General features: G+C 72.4%; 22 protein-coding genes. 15 read left to right on the top strand and 7 right to left on the bottom strand.

The annotated features are described in order from the left end of the window. Nucleotides 1–3: 3 nt before the first annotated feature. On the top strand, nucleotides 4–1380 hold the full coding sequence (locus PD653B2_RS00250) for an AI-2E family transporter (RefSeq protein ID WP_085870305.1): 1377 nt from the start codon (nucleotides 4–6) through the stop codon (nucleotides 1378–1380). Then, nucleotides 1373–2587: a threonine ammonia-lyase gene (gene ilvA, locus PD653B2_RS00245; RefSeq protein ID WP_085870303.1), complete on the top strand. Its 1215-nt coding sequence runs from the start codon at nucleotides 1373–1375 to the stop codon at nucleotides 2585–2587. Before PD653B2_RS00250 ends, ilvA begins: the two co-directional genes overlap by 8 nt. Before the next feature lie 81 nt (nucleotides 2588–2668). Here ilvA and greA read toward each other — a convergent pair whose 3' ends face one another. Next, complete coding sequence (gene greA, locus PD653B2_RS00240) at nucleotides 2669–3178, bottom strand: transcription elongation factor GreA (protein ID WP_085870371.1); 510 nt, start codon at nucleotides 3176–3178, stop codon at nucleotides 2669–2671. A gap of 212 nt (nucleotides 3179–3390) precedes the next feature. Further along, a complete protein-coding gene (locus PD653B2_RS00235) occupies nucleotides 3391–3792 on the bottom strand; it encodes a DUF4307 domain-containing protein (protein WP_165763262.1) in 402 nt (133 codons plus the stop codon). Nucleotides 3793–3941: 149 nt separating this feature from the next. Here PD653B2_RS00235 and mca point away from each other — a divergent pair, with 149 nt between their 5' ends. The 10 genes from mca (at nucleotide 3942) to PD653B2_RS00185 (ending at nucleotide 13194) form a co-directional block, all read left to right on the top strand. Further along, complete coding sequence (gene mca / locus PD653B2_RS00230) at nucleotides 3942–4793, top strand: mycothiol conjugate amidase Mca (RefSeq protein ID WP_085870370.1); 852 nt, start codon at nucleotides 3942–3944, stop codon at nucleotides 4791–4793. 12 nt (nucleotides 4794–4805) lie between these two features. Beyond that, entirely contained in the window at nucleotides 4806–5081 is a 276-nt protein-coding gene (locus PD653B2_RS00225) for a hypothetical protein (protein WP_085870301.1), read from the top strand. A gap of 54 nt (nucleotides 5082–5135) precedes the next feature. Continuing rightward, nucleotides 5136–5720, top strand: a complete 585-nt coding sequence (locus PD653B2_RS00220) for a DUF5134 domain-containing protein (protein WP_085870299.1) — start codon at nucleotides 5136–5138, stop codon at nucleotides 5718–5720. Between the two features lie 88 nt (nucleotides 5721–5808). Next, nucleotides 5809–6708 (top strand): FAD binding domain-containing protein, encoded by a 900-nt coding sequence (locus PD653B2_RS00215; protein WP_085870296.1) that lies wholly within the window; start codon nucleotides 5809–5811, stop codon nucleotides 6706–6708. Between the two features lies 1 nt (nucleotide 6709). Then, complete coding sequence (locus tag PD653B2_RS00210; RefSeq protein WP_085870294.1) at nucleotides 6710–7210, top strand: (2Fe-2S)-binding protein; 501 nt, start codon at nucleotides 6710–6712, stop codon at nucleotides 7208–7210. Beyond that, nucleotides 7207–9615 (top strand): aerobic carbon-monoxide dehydrogenase large subunit, encoded by a 2409-nt coding sequence (locus PD653B2_RS00205; protein WP_085870293.1) that lies wholly within the window; start codon nucleotides 7207–7209, stop codon nucleotides 9613–9615. The genes PD653B2_RS00210 and PD653B2_RS00205 overlap by 4 nt, the downstream gene beginning before the upstream one ends. A 10-nt stretch (nucleotides 9616–9625) precedes the next feature. Further along, on the top strand, nucleotides 9626–10516 hold the full coding sequence (locus tag PD653B2_RS00200) for an XdhC family protein (protein ID WP_085870291.1): 891 nt from the start codon (nucleotides 9626–9628) through the stop codon (nucleotides 10514–10516). After that, the gene (locus PD653B2_RS00195) at nucleotides 10513–11091 is read left to right on the top strand and encodes a nucleotidyltransferase family protein (RefSeq protein ID WP_085870289.1); all 579 of its coding nucleotides are present in this window, start codon (nucleotides 10513–10515) and stop codon (nucleotides 11089–11091) included. Before PD653B2_RS00200 ends, PD653B2_RS00195 begins: the two co-directional genes overlap by 4 nt. Next, nucleotides 11088–11963: an AAA family ATPase gene (locus PD653B2_RS00190; protein WP_085870288.1), complete on the top strand. Its 876-nt coding sequence runs from the start codon at nucleotides 11088–11090 to the stop codon at nucleotides 11961–11963. The genes PD653B2_RS00195 and PD653B2_RS00190 overlap by 4 nt, the downstream gene beginning before the upstream one ends. Before the next feature lie 4 nt (nucleotides 11964–11967). Further along, a complete protein-coding gene (locus PD653B2_RS00185; RefSeq protein WP_085870286.1) occupies nucleotides 11968–13194 on the top strand; it encodes a vWA domain-containing protein in 1227 nt (408 codons plus the stop codon). On the opposite strand, the gene PD653B2_RS00180 is transcribed toward PD653B2_RS00185, so the two are convergent. The 3 genes from PD653B2_RS00180 to PD653B2_RS00170 all read right to left on the bottom strand — a co-directional run bounded on the left by PD653B2_RS00180 (nucleotide 13178) and on the right by PD653B2_RS00170 (nucleotide 15888). Then, on the bottom strand, nucleotides 13178–14134 hold the full coding sequence (locus tag PD653B2_RS00180; protein WP_085870283.1) for a LysR family transcriptional regulator: 957 nt from the start codon (nucleotides 14132–14134) through the stop codon (nucleotides 13178–13180). The genes PD653B2_RS00185 and PD653B2_RS00180 overlap by 17 nt on opposite strands. Then, nucleotides 14131–14775, bottom strand: coding sequence for a class I SAM-dependent methyltransferase (locus tag PD653B2_RS00175; RefSeq protein ID WP_085870281.1), 645 nt, complete (start codon nucleotides 14773–14775; stop codon nucleotides 14131–14133). The genes PD653B2_RS00180 and PD653B2_RS00175 overlap by 4 nt, the downstream gene beginning before the upstream one ends. Nucleotides 14776–14877: 102 nt before the next feature. Further along, nucleotides 14878–15888, bottom strand: a complete 1011-nt coding sequence (locus tag PD653B2_RS00170; protein WP_085870279.1) for an AraC family transcriptional regulator — start codon at nucleotides 15886–15888, stop codon at nucleotides 14878–14880. 144 nt (nucleotides 15889–16032) lie between these two features. On the opposite strand from PD653B2_RS00170, the gene PD653B2_RS00165 reads away from it, so the two are divergent. Continuing rightward, nucleotides 16033–17526 carry an aldehyde dehydrogenase family protein gene (locus PD653B2_RS00165; RefSeq protein WP_085870277.1) on the top strand — a complete coding sequence of 498 codons (1494 nt, stop codon included), beginning with the start codon at nucleotides 16033–16035 and terminating at the stop codon, nucleotides 17524–17526. Nucleotides 17527–17537: 11 nt separating this feature from the next. Here the strand turns inward: PD653B2_RS00165 and PD653B2_RS00160 are convergent, their stop codons facing one another. Next, complete coding sequence (locus tag PD653B2_RS00160) at nucleotides 17538–18074, bottom strand: DUF6281 family protein (protein WP_085870275.1); 537 nt, start codon at nucleotides 18072–18074, stop codon at nucleotides 17538–17540. Between the two features lie 66 nt (nucleotides 18075–18140). Then, nucleotides 18141–18860, bottom strand: a complete 720-nt coding sequence (gene trhA / locus PD653B2_RS00155; RefSeq protein ID WP_242665060.1) for a PAQR family membrane homeostasis protein TrhA — start codon at nucleotides 18858–18860, stop codon at nucleotides 18141–18143. 116 nt (nucleotides 18861–18976) lie between these two features. Here trhA and PD653B2_RS00150 point away from each other — a divergent pair, with 116 nt between their 5' ends. Then, entirely contained in the window at nucleotides 18977–19753 is a 777-nt protein-coding gene (locus PD653B2_RS00150; protein WP_085870271.1) for an isoprenyl transferase, read from the top strand. A gap of 117 nt (nucleotides 19754–19870) precedes the next feature. After that, the coding region (locus PD653B2_RS00145; protein ID WP_123061206.1) for a HAMP domain-containing protein at nucleotides 19871–20744 on the top strand (874 nt) is incomplete at its 3' end.

Genomic DNA, 20744 nt, shown 5'->3' with positions numbered 1-20744 from the left:
CGCGTGAGCAACGAGGCTGGCGGACCGGACGGCGCGAGCGTCCCCGAAGACGACTCCACCGCGCAAGGCCGGAGCCGTCGCCGGCTCCCGGGCGTTCGTCGCCGCGAGCGTCCCGTGGAGGGGGCTGTCGAGAGCGAGGAACGCCTCGCTCGCCGGCTCGCGCACCAGTGGGCCCAGCTCCGCGACGAGCGCCAGGCGCAGCTCACCATGCCGCTGGTGGTCGCCGAGGCGCCACCGTCCGCCTCGTCGTCGGTGCCCGCAGGCGTCGAGATGGCCGCCGCGTGGGCCTGGCGGTTCCTGGTCATCGTCGGAGCCGGCGCGGTGATCTTCCTGGCGATCGGGTTCCTGTCCGAGGTCGTGCTCCCGGTGGTCATCGCGCTGCTCATCACCGCCCTCGTCGTCCCGGTCGTCGACGCGCTGGCGCGGGTCGGCATCCCACGGGGGATGGCCGCGCTCGGGGTGGTGATCGCGGGCATCGCCCTGGTCGGCCTGCTGCTCACCCTCGCGGGCCAGCAGATCGCCACCGGCGCGACCGACCTCGCCGACCAGACCGTCGCCGGCCTCGGCGAGATCAAGGACTGGCTGCGCGACGGCCCGCTGCACGCCAGCGACTCGCAGATCAACGACTACATCGACCGGGCGCAGGCCGCGATCTCCCAGCAGTCGGAGGGCGGGAAGGTCGTCGGCCGGATCACCGAGGTGAGCTCAGCGGTGGGGCACGTGTTCACGGGCCTCTTCATCGTGCTGTTCTCGACCTACTTCTTCCTCGCCGACGGCGCGCGCATCTGGGCCTGGATCGTCCGGCTCTCGCCGCGGGCCGCGCGCGGCCACGTCGACAGCTCGGGCCGGGTCGCCTGGATCTCGCTCACCCAGTTCGTCCGCGCCACGGTCATCGTGGCCGCCGTCGACGCCCTCGGGATCGCGGTGGGCGCGGCGGTCATCGGCGTGCCGTTCGTGCTCGCGATCGGCGTGCTCGTCTTCCTCGGCGCGTTCGTCCCGCTGGTCGGTGCCACCGTCGCCGGGACCGTCGCGGTGCTGGTGGCCCTGGTGGCCAACGGTCCGATCACCGCCCTGCTGATGCTCGCGATCATCATCGGCGTCCAGCAGCTCGAGGCGCACGTGCTGCAGCCGTTCCTGATGGGCCGCTGGGTCTCGGTGCACCCGCTCGCGGTCATCCTCGCGATCGCGACCGGCATCTTGGTGGGTGGCATCGCCGGCGCCCTGGTCGCCGTCCCGATCGCCGCCGCGCTCAACGCGGTGGTCCAGCACCTGGCGGCGTACACCAGCCCCGGGGACGATCCGGTCGAGGAGCTCGCGGAGGACTACGAGGAGACCGGCGAGACCGTGGAGGTCCCGGACGACGGCGTGCGTGATGAGTGACGTGCCGACCGTCGGCCTCGCCGACATCGAGGAGGCCCGCCGGGTCCTGGCCGGCGTGGCGATCAACACCCCCATGGAGGAGTCGCGCTGGCTCTCCGCGCTCGCCGGCGGACCGGTGTCCCTCAAGTGTGAGAACCTCCAGCGCACCGGCTCGTTCAAGGCTCGCGGCGCCTACCTGCGCATCTCCCGGCTCTCACCCGAGGAGCGCGCGCACGGCGTCGTCGCCGCCTCCGCCGGCAACCACGCCCAGGGCGTGGCGCTGGCCGCCCAGATGCTCGGCATCCAGGCCACCATCTTCATGCCCGAGGGCGCCCCGATCCCGAAGGAGAAGGCGACCCGGGGGTACGGCGCCGACGTGACCTTCCACGGCCGCTACCTCGAGGACGCGCTCGTCGAGGCGAAGGCCTTCGCCGACCGCACCGGCGCGGTGCTGATCCATCCCTTCGACCATGTCGACATCGTCGCCGGTCAGGGGACGGCCGGCCTCGAGATCCTCGAGCAGGCGCCCGACGTGCAGACCGTGCTCGTGCCGACCGGCGGCGGGGGACTGCTGGCCGGCATCGCCATCGCGGTGAAGTCGCTGCGGCCCGACGTCCGGGTCATCGGCGTCCAGGCCGAGGGTGCCGCTGCCTATCCCGCGTCGCTCGCACAGGGCGCGCCGGTCGCCCTGGAGTCGATGACCACGATGGCCGACGGCATCGCGGTCGGGCTGCCCGGCCAGATCACCTTCGCCGCCGTACGCGACCACGTCGACGACATCGTCACCGTCTCGGAGGACTCGCTCGCACGGGCGGTGCTCGCCGTGCTCGAGCGGGCCAAGATGCTCGTCGAGCCGGCCGGCGCCGCCGCGGTGGCCGCCGTGCTCGACGACCCGACGCGGTTCGAGACACCCGCCGTCGCGGTGCTCTCGGGCGGCAACATCGACCCGCTCCTGCTGGGCAAGGTGATCCGGCACGGCATGGCGGCCGCGGGTCGCTTCCTCAACCTGCACGTCTGCATCCCCGACCTCCCGGGCGGCCTGGCGCAGCTGCTCACCGACATCAGCGAGGTCGGCGGCAACGTGCTCGAGGTCGTCCACGAGCGGATCTCGCCGACCCTGCACCTCGACGAGGTCGAGGTGCACCTGCAGCTCGAGACCCGCGGCGAGCCGCACACCCAGCTGCTGCTGGCTCGCCTCCACGAGCGCGGCTACCGCGTCGTGGACTAGCCGAGTCGGCGCCAGTTTCCCGCTGAAATGCGTCGAGTCGGCGCCAGTTTCCGGAAACTGGCGCCGACTCGGCAGATCTGGTCAGCCCGTGAAGGGCACCGCGTCGACGATGACGACCTGGAGCTCCTTGCCGTTCGGCGCCTCGTAGGCGACCGTCTCGCCCTTCTGGTGGCCGATGATGGCCGAGCCGAGCGGGGACTGCGGGGAGTAGACCTTGAGGCCCTCCGCGGAGTCCTCCATCTCGCGGGCACCGAGCAGGAACGTCTCGGCGTCCTCGTCGTCGTCACCCACGAACTTGTAGGTGACCTTCATGCCGGGCGAGACGGTGCCGTCGTCGGCCGGGGTCTCGCCGACCTCGGCGCGCTCGAGCATGTCCTCGAGCTGGCGGATCCGGCCCTCGAGCTTGCCCTGCTCCTCGCGGGCGGCGTGGTAGCCGCCGTTCTCCTTGAGGTCGCCCTCGTCGCGGGCCGCGCTGATCCGCGCGATGATCTCCTGGCGCACCGGACCCTTGAGGTTGGCCACCTCCGCGGTCAGCTTGTCGTAGGCGTCCTGGGTCAGCCAGACGGTGCCGTGCTCGGTGGACTGCGTCATCGGGTACTCCTGCATACGTTTCGGTACGACGGATCTCCTCCGCCGGTGTGGTGCCGGTCCCGCCCGGAATGCCGTGGAAACGGACGCGCGTCGGTCGCCGGGCCGTCTTTCCTCGACGACCCTGCGGGACATCAGACCGTCGAGTCTAACAACTGGGTGCCCAGATCGCAGGTCCGGCGAACGTGGTCTCCGGTGGACGGGCCGGCGAGGCGTCAGCGGGGGCGGGTCTGGCCGGGGGCGGTGCAGCCGAGCAGCTCGACCGAGGTGGCCCGCCGTTCGGTGCGCACGGTGCGGTCCGACCGTCCGCCCGACTCGGGGGTGAACGACAGCTCGCCCACGACGGTGTGGTCCTCGGCGTAGGCCCGCAGCGTGCAGGTCGCCACGACCTGGGAGTTCTCCAGGCGGATGTCGACGGTGGCCTCGGCGGTGTGCTCGTCCACGACGCGGTAGCCGACGATCTCGGAGTCGACGTCGGGGGTCGAGTGCGCCCACGTCGTCCAGCCCAGCCAGCCCAGGAACGCTGCCGCGACGACCACGCAGGCGGCCAGCAGCGCCGCCCGCCGCCAGGGCTCGGGCGCGCCGTACCGGTCGGCGAGGTCGGTCTGCGCGGTCACCGGTTCATGCTCCCACCCCTGCGTCTGCCCACGGCGACCGGCTCGACCGCGGCAGCCACGGGACCGCACGTGTCCGGCTCCTGAGACCACACATCTAGGATGGGTGGGTGACGCAGCACCCCACGAAGCCCCGCGCCGGGCTTCGCCTCATGCATGTCCACGCCCACCCCGACGACGAGTCGAGCAAGGGCGCCGCGAGCACCGCGATGTACGTCGCCCAGGGCGTCGACGTCCACGTCGCGACCTGCACCGGGGGTGAGCGCGGGTCGATCCTCAACCCCAAGATGGACCGCCCCGACATCCTCGAGAACATCACCGAGATCCGCCGCCAGGAGATGGAGCGGGCGCGCGACATCCTCGGCATCCGGCAGGACTGGCTGGGCTTCGTCGACTCCGGCTGGCCCGAGGGTGACCCGAAGCCGCCGCTGCCGGAGGGCTGCTTCGCGCTGGTCCCGCTCGAGGAGGCGATGGCGCCGCTGGTCCGGGTGATCCGCGAGTTCCGCCCGCACGTCATGACGACGTACGACGAGCGCGGCGGCTACCCGCACCCCGACCACATCAAGTGCCACGAGATCAGCGTCGCGGCGTTCGAGGCGGCGGCCGACCCGGAGCGCTACCCCGAGCTCGGGGAGCCGTGGCAGGTCCTCAAGCTCTACTACCACCACTCGTTCAACAAGCCCCGGATGCAGGCCATCCACGACGCGATGATCGCCCACGGGCTCGAGTCGCCCTGGGCCGAGCGGCTCAAGGAGTGGAAGGACGAGCCCGAGTGGGACGCCCGGGTCACGACCAAGGTGGCGTGCGCCGACTACTTCGGCGTCCGCGACCAGGCGCTGCTCGCGCACGCCACCCAGATCGACCCCGACGGCTTCTGGTTCGCGATCCCGCGCGAGCTCCAGGCCGACATCTGGCCGACCGAGGACTTCGAGCTCGTGGTGAGCCACGTCGACTCCCCGACCCCGGAGGACGACCTCTTCGCCGGCATCACCGCACCCTCCTGAGACACTGGGCCCATGCACCTCCTCACCGTCCTTCCCGACCTCCTCCCCCTCGTGACCTCGCTGGTCGACGACGTGCCGGAGGACGAGGACGTCAAGGCCGGGTGGGTGGCGTTCGCGATCTTCATCGGGCTGGTCCTCGCGGTCGCCTTCCTCGGGTTCAGCCTGGTCAAGCAGCTCCGCAAGGCGGAGGCCGCCGAGGAGGCCGGGCTCTACGACCCGTCCGCCAAGAAGAAGGCGCCGCTGCCTCCGGTCGAGTCCGACGACCCGGCCGACAACAGCGCGGGCTAAGCAAAGCCTGAGGTCGCTCTTGACCGGGGGTCGCTCCGGCTCGATGCTCGCCCGATGGCCGGTGTGCTGGCCGCCTGCGTGGCGGTCGTGGTGCTCTACTGCTTCGCGCGCGCCTTCACCCCCGCCCTGCGGGGGCCCGAGCACCGGCTCGACCTCGACGCCTGGCACGTGCTGATGGGCGTCGGCATGGTCGCGATGCTGCTGGCGCCGTTCGGCCGCGCCCTGTCGGTCGCCTCGCTCGTCGTCTTCGCGGTCGGCCTGGCCTGGTCGCTGCTCCGGCTGGCCGGCCGCGCCACCCGGACGTCGTACGCCGTGCTCGCGGTCGGCTGCCTCGCGATGGTGGCGATGGTGGTCCCGACGGCCACCGCGACCGCCGCCGCACCGATGGACATGTCGACGGGCTCGGGCATGGACATGGGCGCCGGCCACCACCACGTGTCGATGGGGGCCGCCGACGCCGCCGGCACCGGGATCGTGGTCCCCGACCTGGTGCTCGCCGCGCTGCTGGTCGCGCTCGCGGTCGTGGTGGCTGTCCGGCTCGTGACCACCGCGCGCAGCACGGGTCCGGCGCGCCTCGACGCCTGTTGCGACATCGCGATGGCCGGCGCCATGGCGTACCTGCTCGTCGTCATGTTCTGACCCACCTAACGGTGCGCTTAGGAGGCTGTTGACGGCTCCGCGGGCGAGGGACAGAGTCGTGTGACCAGCGCCACAGGGAGGTCGCCCCATGCAAGTACCTGCGCCGTTCGAGTACGAACGGGCCACCAGCGTCGACAACGCCATCGACCTGCTCGAGAGGCTCGGTGACGAGGCCCGGCTGATCGCGGGCGGGCACAGCCTGCTCCCGATGATGAAGCTGCGGCTCGCCAACCTCGAGTACGTCATCGACATCAACGACCTGCACGACGAGCTCGGCTACGTGCGGGTCGGGACCGACGAGATCCGGATCGGGGCGATGACGCGCCATCGCGAGCTGCTCGAGTCGCCGGAGCTGGCGGCGCTGTTCCCGATCTTCGCGGACGCCGAGCAGGTCATCGCGGACCCGATCGTGCGCAACCGGGGGACGATCGGCGGCTCCCTGTGCCAGGCCGACCCGTCCGAGGACCTGACCGCGGTGTGCACGACCCTCGACGCCAGCTGTGTCATCCGGGGCCGTGGCGGCGAGCGGGTGGTCACGATGGCCGAGTTCCACCGCGGCCCGTACGAGACCGCGGTCGAGCACGGCGAGATCCTCACCGAGATCCGGATCCCGGTGCGGCCCCACGGGTCCAGCGCCTACGCCAAGGTCGAGCGCCGGGCCGGCGACTGGGCGGTCACCTCGGCCGGCGCCGCCGTCTGGATGGACGGCGACGTGATCACCGGCGCGCGGGTCGGGCTGGCCGCGGTCGGTCCCAACACCACCGGCATCCCGGCGATCTCCGAGGCACTCCAGGGTCAGGCGCCGTCGGAGGACCTCTACGCCCGGGCCGGCGCGATCGCCGCGGAGAGCTGCTCCCCGGTGACCGACAACCGGGGCACGGCCGACTACAAGCGGCACCTGGCCGACGAGCTCACGCGACGCACGCTCCGGCTCTCGGTCGAGCGGATCCAGGCAGGCGCAGCAGGCGACCAGGGAAGGAACGGCTGACATGCAGGTCACCATGAGCGTGAACGGCGAGACCGTCACGCGCGAGATCGAGGGCCGGATGCTCCTGGTCCACTTCCTGCGCGACGAGCTCGGGCTCACCGGCACCCACTGGGGGTGCGACACGAGCAACTGCGGGACGTGCGTGGCCTGGATGGACGGCGAGCCCGTCAAGACCTGCACGGTCCTGGCCGCGATGGCGGGCGGCCGCGAGGTCCGCACGGTCGAGGGCCTCGAGCAGGACGGCGTGCTCGACCCGGTGCAGGAGGGGTTCATGCGCTGTCACGGCCTGCAGTGCGGATTCTGCACGCCAGGCATGCTGATGACCGCGCGCGCCCTCCTCGACCGCGACCCGGACCCCAGCGAGCAGACGATCCGCGAGGCCATCTCCGGGCAGATCTGCCGCTGCACCGGCTACACCACCATCGTCCGGTCCGTGCAGTGGGCAGCCGCCCACGAAGCGGGTGCCCACGCCGACGCCGAGACCGTGGGGAGCGAGTCATGACCACCCTCGACGAAGGCGTCGCCGCCACCCCCGAGGACCTCGACCATGCCGACAACGACCAGCACCCCGTCGGCCACGGCCGGATGCTCCGCAAGGAGGACCCGCGCTTCATCCGTGGCATGGGCAAGTACGTCGACGACCTCCAGCTCAAGGGGATGCTGCACCTCGCGATCCTGCGCTCACCCGTCGCGCACGCCACCATCGTCAGCATCGACACGACCGCGGCCCAGGCGCACCCGAAGGTCAAGGCGGTCATCACCGGAGCCGACCTCGCCGCGCAGGGGCTGGCCTGGATGCCGACGCTCTCGAACGACGTGCAGGCCGTGCTCGCCACCGACAAGGTCCGGTTCCAGGGCCAGGAGGTGGCGTTCGTCGTCGCCGAGGACCGCTACTCCGCGCGCGACGCGCTCGAGCTGATCGACGTCGAGTACGACATCCTGCCGCCGGTCGTCGACGTACGGACGGCGCTGGCGCCCGACGCCCCGGTGATCCGCACCGACCTCGAGGGCAAGACCGACAACCACTGCTTCGACTGGGAGACGGGCGACAAGGCCGCCACCGACGCGGTGTTCGCGAGGGCCGACGTCGTCGTCACGGAGGACATCGTCTACCCGCGCGTCCACCCGGCGCCGATGGAGACCTGCGGGTGCGTGGCCGACTACGAGCGGGTCAGCGGCCAGCTGACGCTCTGGACGACGAGCCAGGCGCCGCACGCGCACCGCACCGTCTACGCGTTGGTCGCCGGGCTGCCCGAGCACAAGATCCGGGTGATCGCGCCCGACATCGGCGGCGGGTTCGGCAACAAGGTGCCGATCTACCCGGGCTATGTCTGCGCGATCGTCGCCTCGCTGGTGATCGGCAAGCCGGTGAAGTGGATGGAGGACCGCTCGGAGAACCTCGTGAGCACCGGCTTCGCGCGCGACTACGTGATGCGCGGCGAGATCGCGGCCACCAAGGAGGGCAAGATCCTCGCGATCCGGACCCACGTGATCGCCGACCACGGCGCCTTCAACGGCACGGCCGCCCCGACCAAGTACCCCGCCGGCTTCTTCGGCGTCTTCACGGGCAGCTACGACCTGGAGGCGGCGTACTGCTCCATGACGGCCGTCTACACGAACAAGGCCCCCGGTGGCGTGGCGTACGCCTGCTCCTTCCGGATCACCGAGGCGGTCTACCTGGTCGAGCGGCTCGTCGACTGCCTCGCCTACGACCTCGAGAAGGACCCGGTCGAGTTGCGGCGCCAGAACTTCATCCAACCGGAGCAGTTCCCGTACACGACCAAGACCGGCTGGGTCTACGACTCCGGCGAGTACGAGCGCGCGCTCGACCTCGCCCTCGAGATGGCGGGGTACGACGAGCTGCGCGCCGAGCAGGCCGAGAAGCGCGAGCGCGGCGAGCTGATGGGCATCGGGGTCGCGTTCTTCACCGAGGCCGTCGGCGCCGGTCCGCGCAAGGACATGGACATCCTGGGCCTCGGCATGGCCGACGGCAGCGAGCTGCGGATCCACCCGACCGGCAAGGCCGTGCTCCGGGTCTCGTGCATGAGCCAGGGCCAGGGCCACGAGACGACGTTCGCCCAGATCGTCGCGGAGGAGATCGGCATCCCGCCCGCGGACATCCAGGTGATCAACGGCGACACCGACCAGACGCCGTTCGGGCTGGGCACCTACGGCAGCCGGTCGACCCCGGTCTCCGGTGCGGCGGCCGCGCTGGTGTCGCGCAAGGTGCGCGACAAGGCGCAGATCATCGCCTCGGGGATGCTCGAGGTGTCCGTGGCCGACCTCGAGTGGCAGAAGGGCTCCTTCGCGGTGAAGGGCGACCCGAGCCGGTCCGTGACGATCCAGGACATCGCGATGCGCGCGCACGGCGCGGGCGACCTGCCCGACGGCGTGGAGGGCGGCCTGGAGGCCCAGATCTGCTACAACCCGGAGAACCTCACCTACCCGTTCGGCGCCTACATCTGCGTGGTCGACATCGACCCGGGGACGGCGGCCGTGAAGGTCCGTCGCTTCGTCGCCGTCGACGACTGCGGCACCCGGATCAACCCGATGATCATCGAGGGCCAGGTGCACGGCGGCCTCACCGACGGGGTCGGCATGGCGCTGATGGAGATGATCGCCTTCGACGACGAGGGCAACTGCCTCGGCGGCTCGCTGATGGACTACCTCATCCCGACCGCGCTCGAGGTGCCGCACTGGGAGACCGGCCACACCGTCACCCCGTCGCCGCACCACCCGATCGGCGCGAAGGGCGTGGGGGAGTCGGCCACCGTCGGCTCGCCGCCGGCGGTCGTGAACGCCGTCGTCGACGCGCTCAAGCCGTTCGGCATCCGGCACGCCGACATGCCGCTCACGCCGTCGCGGGTCTGGGACGCGATGCAGGGCCGCCCGACCCCGCCGATCTGAGAGGAGCCCGATGACCGTCACCATGTCGACCCGGGTCGAGGAGCTGACCCGGAGCGGGGTGCCCTTCGTGCAGGCCACCGTGGTCCGCGCCCAGGAGCCGAGCTCGGCGCGCCCCGGCGACCGGGCGATCATCCTGGCCGACGGCACGATGGAGGGCTTCGTGGGCGGCCAGTGTGCCGCCGGCTCGGTGCGCACGGCGGCGCTCGGTGCGCTCGACTCGGGACAGAGCCTGCTGCTGCGGGTCCTCCCGGACGGCACCGACGTCTTCCCGGAGTCGCCCGGTGCCAGCATCGTGGTGAACCCCTGCCTGTCCGGAGGTGCGATGGAGATCTACCTCGAGCCGCTGCTCCCGGCGCCGGTCCTGCACGTCGTCGGCGGCTCGCCGACGGCCGATGCGCTGGCCGCACTGGCACCGGCCCTCGGGTTCGTCGTCGCGCGTGCGGAGGACGGCGCGGAGCCGGCCGGCGCGACCGCGGTCGTGGTCTCCAGCCACGGCGGCGACGAGGTGGGCGCCGTGCGGACGGCGCTCGCGCACGGCGTGGGCTTCGTCGGCGTGGTCTGCAGCCACACCCGGGGGGAGGCGCTGCTCGCCGAGCTGGACCTGTCCGAGGCCGACTCCCGGCGGGTGCACCTGCACGTCGGGCTCGACATCGGCGCGCGGACCGCGCCCGAGGTGGCCCTCTCGATCGTGGCGGCGATCGTGCGCGGCATCCGGCTCGAGGGGCTGGTCGCGCCGGCGGCGACCCGCGCCTCCACAGCCCCGGCGCAGGCCGTCGACCCGGTCTGCGGCATGACCGTGACCATCGGCCCCGACACGGCGCACGCGACCGTCGACGGCGTCGACCACTGGTTCTGCAACCCCGGCTGCCGCACCCACTTCCTGGAGACGCAGCCCTCGTGATCGCCGCCGCCGTCGTGCTCGCCGCGGGCGGCTCGCGCCGCCTCGGTCACCCCAAGCAGCTCCTGTCCTACCGGGGCACCACCCTGCTCGACGTCACCCTCGGCACGGTCCGTGCCGCCGGGCTCGAGCAGGTCGTGGTCGCGCTCGGCGGCGCCGCCGAGGAGGTCCGGGCCCAGGTCGACCTGCGCGGCCTCGACGTCGTGCTCAACCACGACTTCGGCGACGGCTGCGCCACGTCGATCCGATCGGCCCTGGCCGCCGTACGGGACGACGCCGACGGTGTCGTGCTCCTCCTGGGCGACCAGCCCGGGGTGTCGGCCGACAGCATCGCGGCCCTGGTCTCCGCGGCCGGCGACCACGCCGTCGGCGTCTGCGCGTACGACGACGGGCTCGGCCACCCGCTCTGGTTCCATCGGAGCATGTTCGACACCCTCACCGCCCTGCACGGCGACAAGGCCGTGTGGAAGCTCGTCGACGCCGGCGAGGACGTCCTGACCGTGCGGGTCCACGGCGACATCCCTCCCGACGTGGACACCTGGGCCGACTACGAGGCGCTCCTCGGGGTGGGCGAGTGAGTGCGGAGCCGGCGTCGGCCGCCGAGGTGCGCGCCCGGTTCGACGAGCAGGGCTACCTCGCCGACGAAGGTCTCTCGACCGCGGTCTTCCTGACCTTGCGCCTCGGCCTCCCGCTGCTGCTCGAGGGCGAGTCGGGGGTCGGCAAGACCGCGGCGGCGCAGACCCTGGCGCGGGTGCTCGACGCGCCGCTGGTCCGGCTCCAGTGCTACGAGGGGCTGACCGCAGCGGAGGCGCTCTACGACTGGAACCACCAGCGCCAGCTCCTCGCGATCCGGCTCGCCGAGTCGCAGCACCACGAGCTGACCGAGGCCGACCTCTTCAGCGAGGAGTTCCTGGTGGAGCGCCCGATCCTGCGCTGCATCCGGTACGACGGTCCGCGGCCGCCGGTGCTCCTGATCGACGAGATCGACCGGGCCGACGACGAGTTCGAGGCGCTGCTGCTCGAGGCGCTCGGGGAGGGCTCGGTGACGGTCCCGGAGCTCGGCACGTTCACGGCGCCGCGGCCGCCGATCGTCGTGCTCACCTCCAACCGGAGCCGTGACCTGCACGACGCGCTGCGCCGCCGCTGCCTCTACCACTGGCTCGAGTACCCCGAGCCCGAGCGGATCGTGGCGATCCTGCGGCGGGTCTCACCCGGCTCCAACGTCGCGCTCATCGAGTCGGCGGCCCGCTTCGTCGGCCACGTCCGCGAGCTCGACGTCGACAAGCCGCCGGGCGTCGCCGAGGCGATCAACTGGGTGGCGGCGCTGTCCGCGCTCGGGGCGACCGAGCTGGTGCGGGAGGTCGTCGTCCCCACGCTCGGCACGGTGGCGAAGACCCCGGACGACCGGGACCTGGTCGTCGACTCCCTCGAGTCCTACTCGTTCGGCTGAGCCGGTGCCGTCCCCGTCCGCACCGGTCGCCACCCTGCTCGGCGGCGTGGACCGGGCCGCCTTCGCGGCCGCGCTCGCGCAGCGGTTGCGCGCCTCCGGGGTGCCGGTCAGCCTCACCGCGATGGCGGCGTTCACCGATGCCCTCGCGCTGGCGCCACCGGAGCGGGTGCGGCCGCTCTACTGGCTCGCCCGGCTGACGCTGGTCGACCGGCACCAGGACCTCGAGGCGTTCGACCGGGTCTTCGAGACGGCGTTCGGCGACGCCCTGCTCCCGGTGGACCCGCACGCGCGTCGCCACGGCCAGGAGACCGACGCCGGGTCCCCGGAGGCCCTCACGCCCGTGCCCGGGGAGGGCGCAGGTGCCGAGACCACGGCCGGCCTGCCGTGGCACACGCTGCCCCGGGTCTCGGCGGCCGCCGACGACGACACCGCCGGCCGTGCGCTCCCGGAGCTGCTGCCCAGCGCGATGGCGCGGATCGCGGACACACCCTTCGACGAGCTCGACGCCGCCGAGCTGGCCGCGGTCGGACGGTGGCTGGAGCGCTCGGCGCACCGGTGGCCCACCCGCCGCAGCCGCCGGCTCGACGTCGCCCCGACCGGCCACCGAGTCGCGCTGCGCGAGACGATCGCGGCCTCGCGCCGCACCGGCTGGGAGCCGATGGAGCTCCAGCACTACCGCCGCGTCCGGCGGCCGCTCACCGTCACGCTGCTCTGCGACGTGAGCCAGTCGATGCAGAGCTACGCGACGGCGTACCTCCACCTGATGCGGGTCTTCGCCCGGACCCGGCATGCGGAGACGTTCGCCTTCTCGACGTCGCTGACCCGGCTGACCCCCGTGCTCGCACAGCAGTCGGCGGCGGCCGCGATCAGCCAGGCGGAGGAGCAGGTCGTCGACCGGTACGGCGGGACGCACCTGGCCGCCTCGCTGCGCGAGCTGCTCGCGTCGCGGCACGGCAACCTGCTGCGCGGCGGGGTCCTCGTGATCGCCTCCGACGGGTGGGACAGCGACGAGCCGCGGGCGCTGGCCGCCGCCATGGTCCGGGCCGGCCGTCGGGCCCGGCGGGTGGTGTGGCTCAACCCGCGAGCGGGCGCCGCCGGCTTCGAGCCGTTGGTCGGGTCGATGGCGGCCGCGCTGCCCTACTGCGACGCGTTCCTGCCCGCTCACACCCTGCGCGAGCTGCCCGCCGTGTTCGACGCGATCGCCGGGGACCCGGTCAGCTCCAGAGGGTGACGTGCACGGCCGGCTTGAACCGGCCGAGGTGGACGCCGGCGCCGCGGACCATCGCCTGGGTCGCGCGGGGCGTGGTGATGAACCGCAGCAGCTCGGCCGCGGCCGGCGGCTGGTCGTGCGCCGGCAGCGCCATCGCCGTCCACCGGCCCTGGGCGCTCAGCCCCGGACCGGTGAGCCGGACCAGCCGCCCGGCCGCCAGGTCACCCGAGACCGTGAAGCCCAGCGCGAGCGCCGCGTCGTCGCTGCGCTTGGTCTCCTCGAGGGCGGCCGCGTTGCTCTGGAAGATCCGCTGGTTCTGCTCGGGCACGCCGAGCCCGCGCAGCATCGCCGGCACCACGCCGTCACCGTCGACGGCGGACGGGCCGAGGTTCCAGACCTGGCTGCGCACCTCCTCGGAGGTGATCCGCTGCCCGGCCCGGGGATGGTCCGGACGGGTCACGGCGAGCACCTCGTAGAGCAGGAAGTGGAGGTGCACCATCGGGTCGACCGGTGCCTGGAGCGCCGGGCCGATGGTGACGTCGACGGTGCGCGCCGCCAGCAGGGCGGGGAACTGCGCGGCGGGGCGGACGCTCAGCTCGACGTCGAGGTCGTCGGCCCGGCTCGCGAAGAGCTCGAAGAGGCCGGGGGCCGCGTGCTCGGCGAACAGGCTCGAGGTCGCGACCCGCAGCACCCGGCGCCCGTGCCCGGCCTGGCTGACCTCCTGCACGGTGCGGTCCTGCAGGCCGAGGATCTCGACCGCGCGGCTGGCCAGCCGCAGCCCGCCGGGGGTGAAGGCGAGGCCCGACGAGGTCCGGGTGAAGAGGTCGTCGTCGAGCTCCTTGCGCAGGTGGGCGACGTGCATCGAGACCGCGGCCTCGCTGACCCCGAGCTCGCCCGCGGCACCCTTGACCGAGCCCCAGCGCACCACGCAGGCGAAGGCGCGCAGCTGCGTGGGTGTCACGCGGGCACCCCGGGCCGGACCAGCCGCACCAGGGCGTCGTACGCGACCCGCGCCGTACCGTCCGGGCCGGCCACCTGGCGCTCGACCCGGCCGGCGCGCAGCAGGTCGTACTCCTCGTCGCCGAGGTCGGCCAGGATGTCGTCGGCGGTCATCAGCACGTCGGGGTCCTGGGGTCCGCCGACGCCCTCGGTCAGGTTCGTCGAGTCGTGGGCGACCAGGAAGAACGTGCCCCCCGGCCGGAGCGACGCGAAGGCGGCGCGCACCGCCGCGCGTCGCTGCGACGCCGGCAGCTGGAGGTAGGCGAGCAGGACCAGGTCGTAGGCCGCCGGCTCGTCCCACGCGGTGGCGTCCGCGCACACCCACGTCAGGTCCAGCCCGCCGGCCAACCCGTCGGCCAACCCGTCGGCCAACCCGTCGGCCAGCCGGGCCCCCTTGTCGAGCGCCACCTGCGAGAAGTCGGACGCCGTCACGTGCCAACCGCGCCGGGCCAGCCAGATCGCGTTGCGGCCCTCGCCGGCAGCCAGGTCGAGTGCCCGGCCCGGTGCCAGGTCGGCGAGCTCGGCGGCGACGAACTGGTTCGGCTCGGCCGACCAGACGAGCTCGGTCGCGGCGTACCGCTCGTCCCAGGAGTGTGCGTCCACGACCCCAGTCTGTCGCGAAATGCCAAGAACTGTCGCCGAGTGGCAGCCGGGCCCGCATCGTCGACCACGAGGTCCGGGCGGGCCGGCGACCCGGGTCGGGCCTCAGTCGGCGGTGCGCACCCTCCGCCGGTAGGACATCGGGCTCATCCCGAACCACCGGTGGCTGGCCCGGGTCAGGGCGCTCTGCTCCAGGTAGCCCAGCTCGCAGGCGAGGTGACGCAGCGGCATGTCGGTGTCGCGCAGGTAGCCCTCCGCCGTACGACGACGCACGGACTGGACCACCTCCCCGAACGTGACCTCCTCCTCCTCCAGGCGACGCTGGAGCGTGCGCGGGTGCATGCCCAGCTGCTCGGCGACCACGACCAGCTCCACCGAACCGCCCGGGAGCAGGCGACGCACCAGGTCGTCCACCTGCGGCACCATGCCCTGGCGCCGGAACGGCGTGACCGCACGCAGGTGGGTGCCGTGGGTGTCGCGGGTCGCCGCATCGCTGGAGAGCGGCCGGCCGAGGTCGTCGGAGCGCACGGTGAAGCCGATCCGCCGGGACCCGAACTCGACCGGCCCGCCGAAGTACTCCTGGTAGGACGACGGGTCGTTCAGGGGGGCGTGGGGCACGTGCACCTGGGACGGCACCCAGTCACGGCCGACGAGCAGCAGGAAGGCCTGGCGCGAGACGCCGAGCGCCAGCTCGATGCCCTGGCGGTACGGCGCCCCGAGCTCGGCCGAGGTGCGCTGGAACTCGAAGCGGGCCAGGCCGGGGTCGAGGTCCGGGGCGATCCGCGTCATCAGCGACGGCGTGTAGGCGCGCAGGTAGCGCTCGACCGTCGTCAGGGCGGCCGCGACCGTCGGCGCGCTGCGGGCCGCGGCGCCGACCGAGCCGAGGACGTCGATGCCCTGCCGGGACGCGAGCCGGCGCCCGAAGTCCGGGGCCCCGGTCTCCGCGGCGGCCGTCTCGAGGAGCTCGAGAAACGGCAGGTACGGCACGAACTCGTCGTAGTCGCCGATCGCCGCGCGGTCGATGCCGGCGTCCGCGAGCAGCCGGTCGGGATCGAACCCGAGGTCCCGCACGAGCCCCCGGAACCCGGTCAGGCAGGTGCCGCGGATCAACATCATGGTCAGACCCTCCGACTTTCGTGGGCCCGAGGCAAGCGCTGTCCCCCCTGGTGGCGTTCCGCGGCCCGTTCGCGGGCCTGTTCCGGTGCGGGCGCGCGGAGTACGTTGACAGCGTCGCTGTGATCGTCACCCCCAGGAGCACGCATGACCCAGGCGCCCGCCCGTCCCGAGTCCGCCACGACGTTCGAGTCGCTGAACCCCGCGACCGGCGCGGTGGTCGGCACCCATCCGGTGCACACGGAGGCCGAGGTGCGTGACGCCGTCGCCCGCGCCCGGGACGAGGCCGCGTGGTGGTCGGGGCTCACGTTCAGGCAGCGCAAGGCACACCTGACCGCGTGGAAGGTCGCCGTCACCCGCGGGCTGCCCGAGCTGGTCGACCTGATGCACCAGGAGATGGGCAAGCCGCAGGGTGACGCGATGCTCGAGGCCGCGCTCGCGATCGACCACATCGCCTGGGCCGCCGGCCACGCCGGGAAGGTGCTCGGCCGGCACCGCGTCGCGTCCGGGATGATGATGGTCAACCAGGCGGCCACGGTCGAGTTCAAGCCGCTCGGCGTCGTCGGCGTCATCGGACCGTGGAACTACCCCGTCTTCACGCCGCTCGGCTCGGTCTCCTACGCGCTGGCCGCCGGCAACGCCGTGGTCTTCAAGCCGAGCGAGTACACCCCGGGCATCGGGGCGTGGCTGGTCCAGAAGTTCCAGGAGGCCGTCGGGCGGCCCGTGCTCCAGGTCGTCACCGGGTTCGGTGAGACCGGCTCCGCGCTGTGCCGTGCGGGCGTCGACAAGGTCGCGTTCACGGGGTCGACGGCGACCGGCAAGAAGGTGATGGCGGCCTGCGCCGAGACGCTCACCCCGGTGGTGATCGAGGCCGGCGGCAAGGACTCCGTCATCGTCGACGCCGATGCCGACGTCGAGGCGGCGGTCGACGCGTCGTTGTGGGGCGCCTGCAGCAACGCCGGCCAGACCTGCACCGGCGTCGAGCGCGTCTACGTCCACGAGCAGGTGTACGACGAGTTCGTCGCCTCGATCACCGCCAAGGCCCGGGACCTGCAGGCCGCGGAGGACGGCAAGATCGGCCCGATGACCATGCCGAGCCAGGTCGACGTCGTACGCCGCCACATCCAGGACGCCCTCGACCGCGGCGGCAAGGCCGTCCTCGGCGGCGTCGACGGTGTCGGTGAGCGCTTCGTGCAGCCCACCATCCTGGTCGACGTGCCCGAGGACTCACTGGCCGTCCAGGAGGAGACCTTCGGCCCGACGATGACCATCGCGAAGGTGCGCGACATGGACGAGGCGATCGCCAAGACCAACGCGACCCGCTACGGCCTCGGCAACACCGTGTTCAGCAGGTCCCACGGGATGGCGATCGCCGACCGGGTCCGCTCCGGGATGTCCTCGATCAACGGCGTGATCTCGTTCGCGGCCATCCCCGGCCTGCCGTTCGGCGGCGTGGGCGACTCCGGCTTCGGCCGGATCCACGGGCCCGAGGGGCTCAAGGAGTTCACCTACGCCAAGGCGATCGCGCGGCAGCGGTTCAAGCCGATGCTCGACCTGACCACCTTCGACCGCACCGAGCAGGCTGACCGGCGGCTCGCCCAGGTCGTCGGCATGCTGCATGGTCGCGGCGCGAAGAGCTGACCGCCCGGCGGTCAGGGTCCGGATGAGCGCGTGTCGTGGTGTCGGCGGCTTCCTGACGTGGACCGGGCAGACCGGACCGATGCCCGACCACCGGTGCCATCGGGCACGAGGGCAGTCGCCCGAGGATGACGAAGCCGCGACCTCCGTTCGGTCTGGTGCGGGGCGAGTTCCTCGAAGATCCGGTCGCGCTCGTCGGGAGCGACGGAGTCGGCGACGTAGACGGTGAACGAGTCGGCATCGAAGCGGACGCCCAGCACGTCATCCGGTGAGTAGCCGCTGAAGGTCCACGTCGTCACTCGCGGAGCGTCCTCCGAGAAGACCGAGCCCCGGGGGTGCTCGCCGACGTCCTCGCACGACGCCTCGTCGGCGGGGGTGTACCTGGTGCCCTCGCGGTCGGTGAAGCCGTACGACGTGTAGGTGTCTCCGTCGTGGCGGATCTGCAGCGAGCAGTCGCCGGCGGTCTCGCCCTCCACGCCCGAGGCGCACCCGGCCGCGGCGGCTGTGAGCGCGAGAGCTCCCGCGGCCAGCAGCCGAGCGGTCCGGGTCATGTCCGTCCGACGTCGGCCGCTGCTGGCGGGTTCCGACCCCAGCCCCAGTGCGCCCGGGTCCCTAGGTCAACGCAGTGCGTACGTCGCCATCGAGACGCCGACGTAGTGCGCGACGAAGGCCAGGATCGTGAAGGTGTGGAACACCTCGTGGAAGCCGAACCAGCGCGGCCAGGGGTTGGGGCGCTTGAAGCCGTAGACGGCGCCGCCGAAGGTGTAGAGCGCTCCGCCGACGACGATCATCGTGAAGACCGCGACACCGATGCCGACCCCGAGCTTGGTGGCACCGTCGAGGAACGCCGGCATGAAGAAGATCGCCGCCCAGCCCATCGCGATGTAGAGGGGCACGTAGAGCCAGCGGGGCGCGTCGGTCCAGAAGATCCGGAACAGCACCCCCAGGATGGCGCCGCCCCACACGGTGGTGAGCAGGACCCAGCGGGTGGTGCCCTCGAGGAGCAGCAGGCTGAACGCCGTGTAGGAGCCGGCGATCAGCAGGAAGATGTTGGCGTGGTCGAAGCGGCGGAGGAACGCCCACGTCCGGGGCGACCAGGTGCCGGTGTGGTAGATCGCCGAGACCGTGAAGAGGATCAGCGCCGTGCCGGTGAAGGCGGCCGAGCCGATGCGGGTCGTGTCGTTCGGCGAGAGCGCGATCAGCACGATGCCGGCGGCGAGCGTGAGGGGGGCGGTCGCGAGGTGGAGCCAGCCGCGGAGCTTGGGCTTCACGTCGGCGATGGCGTCGACGAGGGTGTCCAGGCCGGCGCGCACCGTCTCGTTCATCCCGTGGCTCATACAGCGAACCTACCCAAGCGTTGGGCACGGCAACCCCACGACCGGTCCACGCGCGACGAACGTCACGTGGACGTCGCCTCCCGGTGCTCGAGTCGTGACGCCGGTAGCATCGACGCGTGGCGGACTGGAAGCGGGGGCTGCGGCGGGTGCTCTACCCGGCGTACGAAGCACGCATGCTCCGTCGGATGCCGTCGGAAGGCCTCCCGAAGCACATCGGGGTGATGCTCGACGGCAACCGGCGCTGGGCCAAGGCCGTCGGCCGGGACACCGCGCACGGCCACCAGGCGGGCGCCGCCAACATCGAGCCGCTGCTCGGGTGGTGCGACGAGGTCGGCACCGAGGTGGTCACCTTGTGGCTGCTCTCCACCGACAACCTCAACCGGCCCGAGCGCGAGCTCACGCCCCTCCTGACGATCATCGGCGACGCCGTCGCCTCGCTGGCCGACCAGCAGCGCTGGCGGATCCACCCCGTGGGGGCGCTCGACCTGCTGCCGGCCGCGATCGCCGAGCAGCTGAAGGCGGCCGAGGAGGCCACCCGCGACGTGGACGGGATGCTCGTCAACGTCGCGGTCGGGTACGGCGGCCGGCGCGAGATCGCGGACGCCGTACGGTCCCTGCTCCACGAGGCGGCGGCCCAGGGCAGCTCGCTCGAGGAGCTGGCCGGGATCATCGATGTCGAGCACATCGCCGAGCACCTCTACACCAAGGGCCAGCCCGACCCGGATCTGGTGATCCGCACGTCGGGCGAGCAGCGCCTCGGCGGGTTCCTGCTGTGGCAGAGCGCGAAGTCGGAGTTCTACTTCTGCGAGGCCTACTGGCCCGACTTCCGGCGCGTCGACTTCCTGCGCGCCGTGCGTGCGTACGCGCAGCGCGAGCGCCGCTTCGGCGCCTGAGGAGGGTGTGCGCGGCAACCGTCTCGAAGAGCGGTTCCGGACTCAGGTCGGCGACACCCGGGCCGATCGGGGTGGGTAGTCCTCAACCCGCCCTCGTGCCGCCAGGAGAGTCCCGCTGTGTCGAATCCTCAGTCCGTCGCACCGTCCGCCCGCGAGCGGAGCCGCCTCGGCATCCGCGCGAAGATCCTGGCGGTCGGGCTGGCGGGTGTCATCGGTGCAGTCGTGGTGGGTGGCGTCGGCATCAAGAACGCCGCCGACGCAGGTCAGGCTGCGCGCGACCTGCGGTCGCTCGACGAGCTCTCGATGAAGGTCAAGGACGTCTCCTTCTACAACGCCGACATCAGCGGGTGGCAGCTCGCCTACGCGCTCGACGGTCGTCGCTTCTCGCCCGCGAAGGCGATCGACCCGTCAGCCGAGAACCGGGCCGGGTTCCTCGCCGACGAGGACAAGCTCCTCGCACTGCTCGACTCCTTCCCGACGGGGTCCATGACGTCGAGCGAGCGGGCGCACTACGACGCGATCAACGACCAGTGGGACCGGTACTTCGCGCTCGACGACCAGATCGTGGCGGCGTACCAGCTCGGCACCCTGGCCGGTGTCGAGAAGGCCGAGAAGCTGCTCACCACCGTCGGATACGGCATCTACTTCAAGATCGTCGACGAGACCGACCAGCTCGTCGCTTCGATCACCGCCCGGACGGCCGACACGGCGGACGCCGCCGTCGTCGACGCCAACAACGCGCGCATGATGATGATCATCGCGCTCGTCTTGGCGGTCGTCGCGGTGGCCGCGATCGCGCTGCTGGTGTCGCGCCGGATCCTGGCAGGCCTGGAGGCCGTGCGCCGCGCGCTGCGTGCGCTGGGCGCCGGCGACCTGACGGTGCCGGCCGAGGTCCCGACCCGCGACGAGCTCGGTCAGATGGCCGACGACTACGAGGTGGCCCGCTCGTCGGTGGCGGCGATCCTCGCCACGGTCACCGGGTCGGCGGACG

It is taken from the genome of Nocardioides sp. PD653-B2, assembly GCF_002117935.1.
Taxonomy (GTDB): domain Bacteria; phylum Actinomycetota; class Actinomycetes; order Propionibacteriales; family Nocardioidaceae; genus Nocardioides.
Note: the sequence above shows the minus strand (reverse complement) of the source record. Positions and strands in the feature narration are given on the sequence as shown.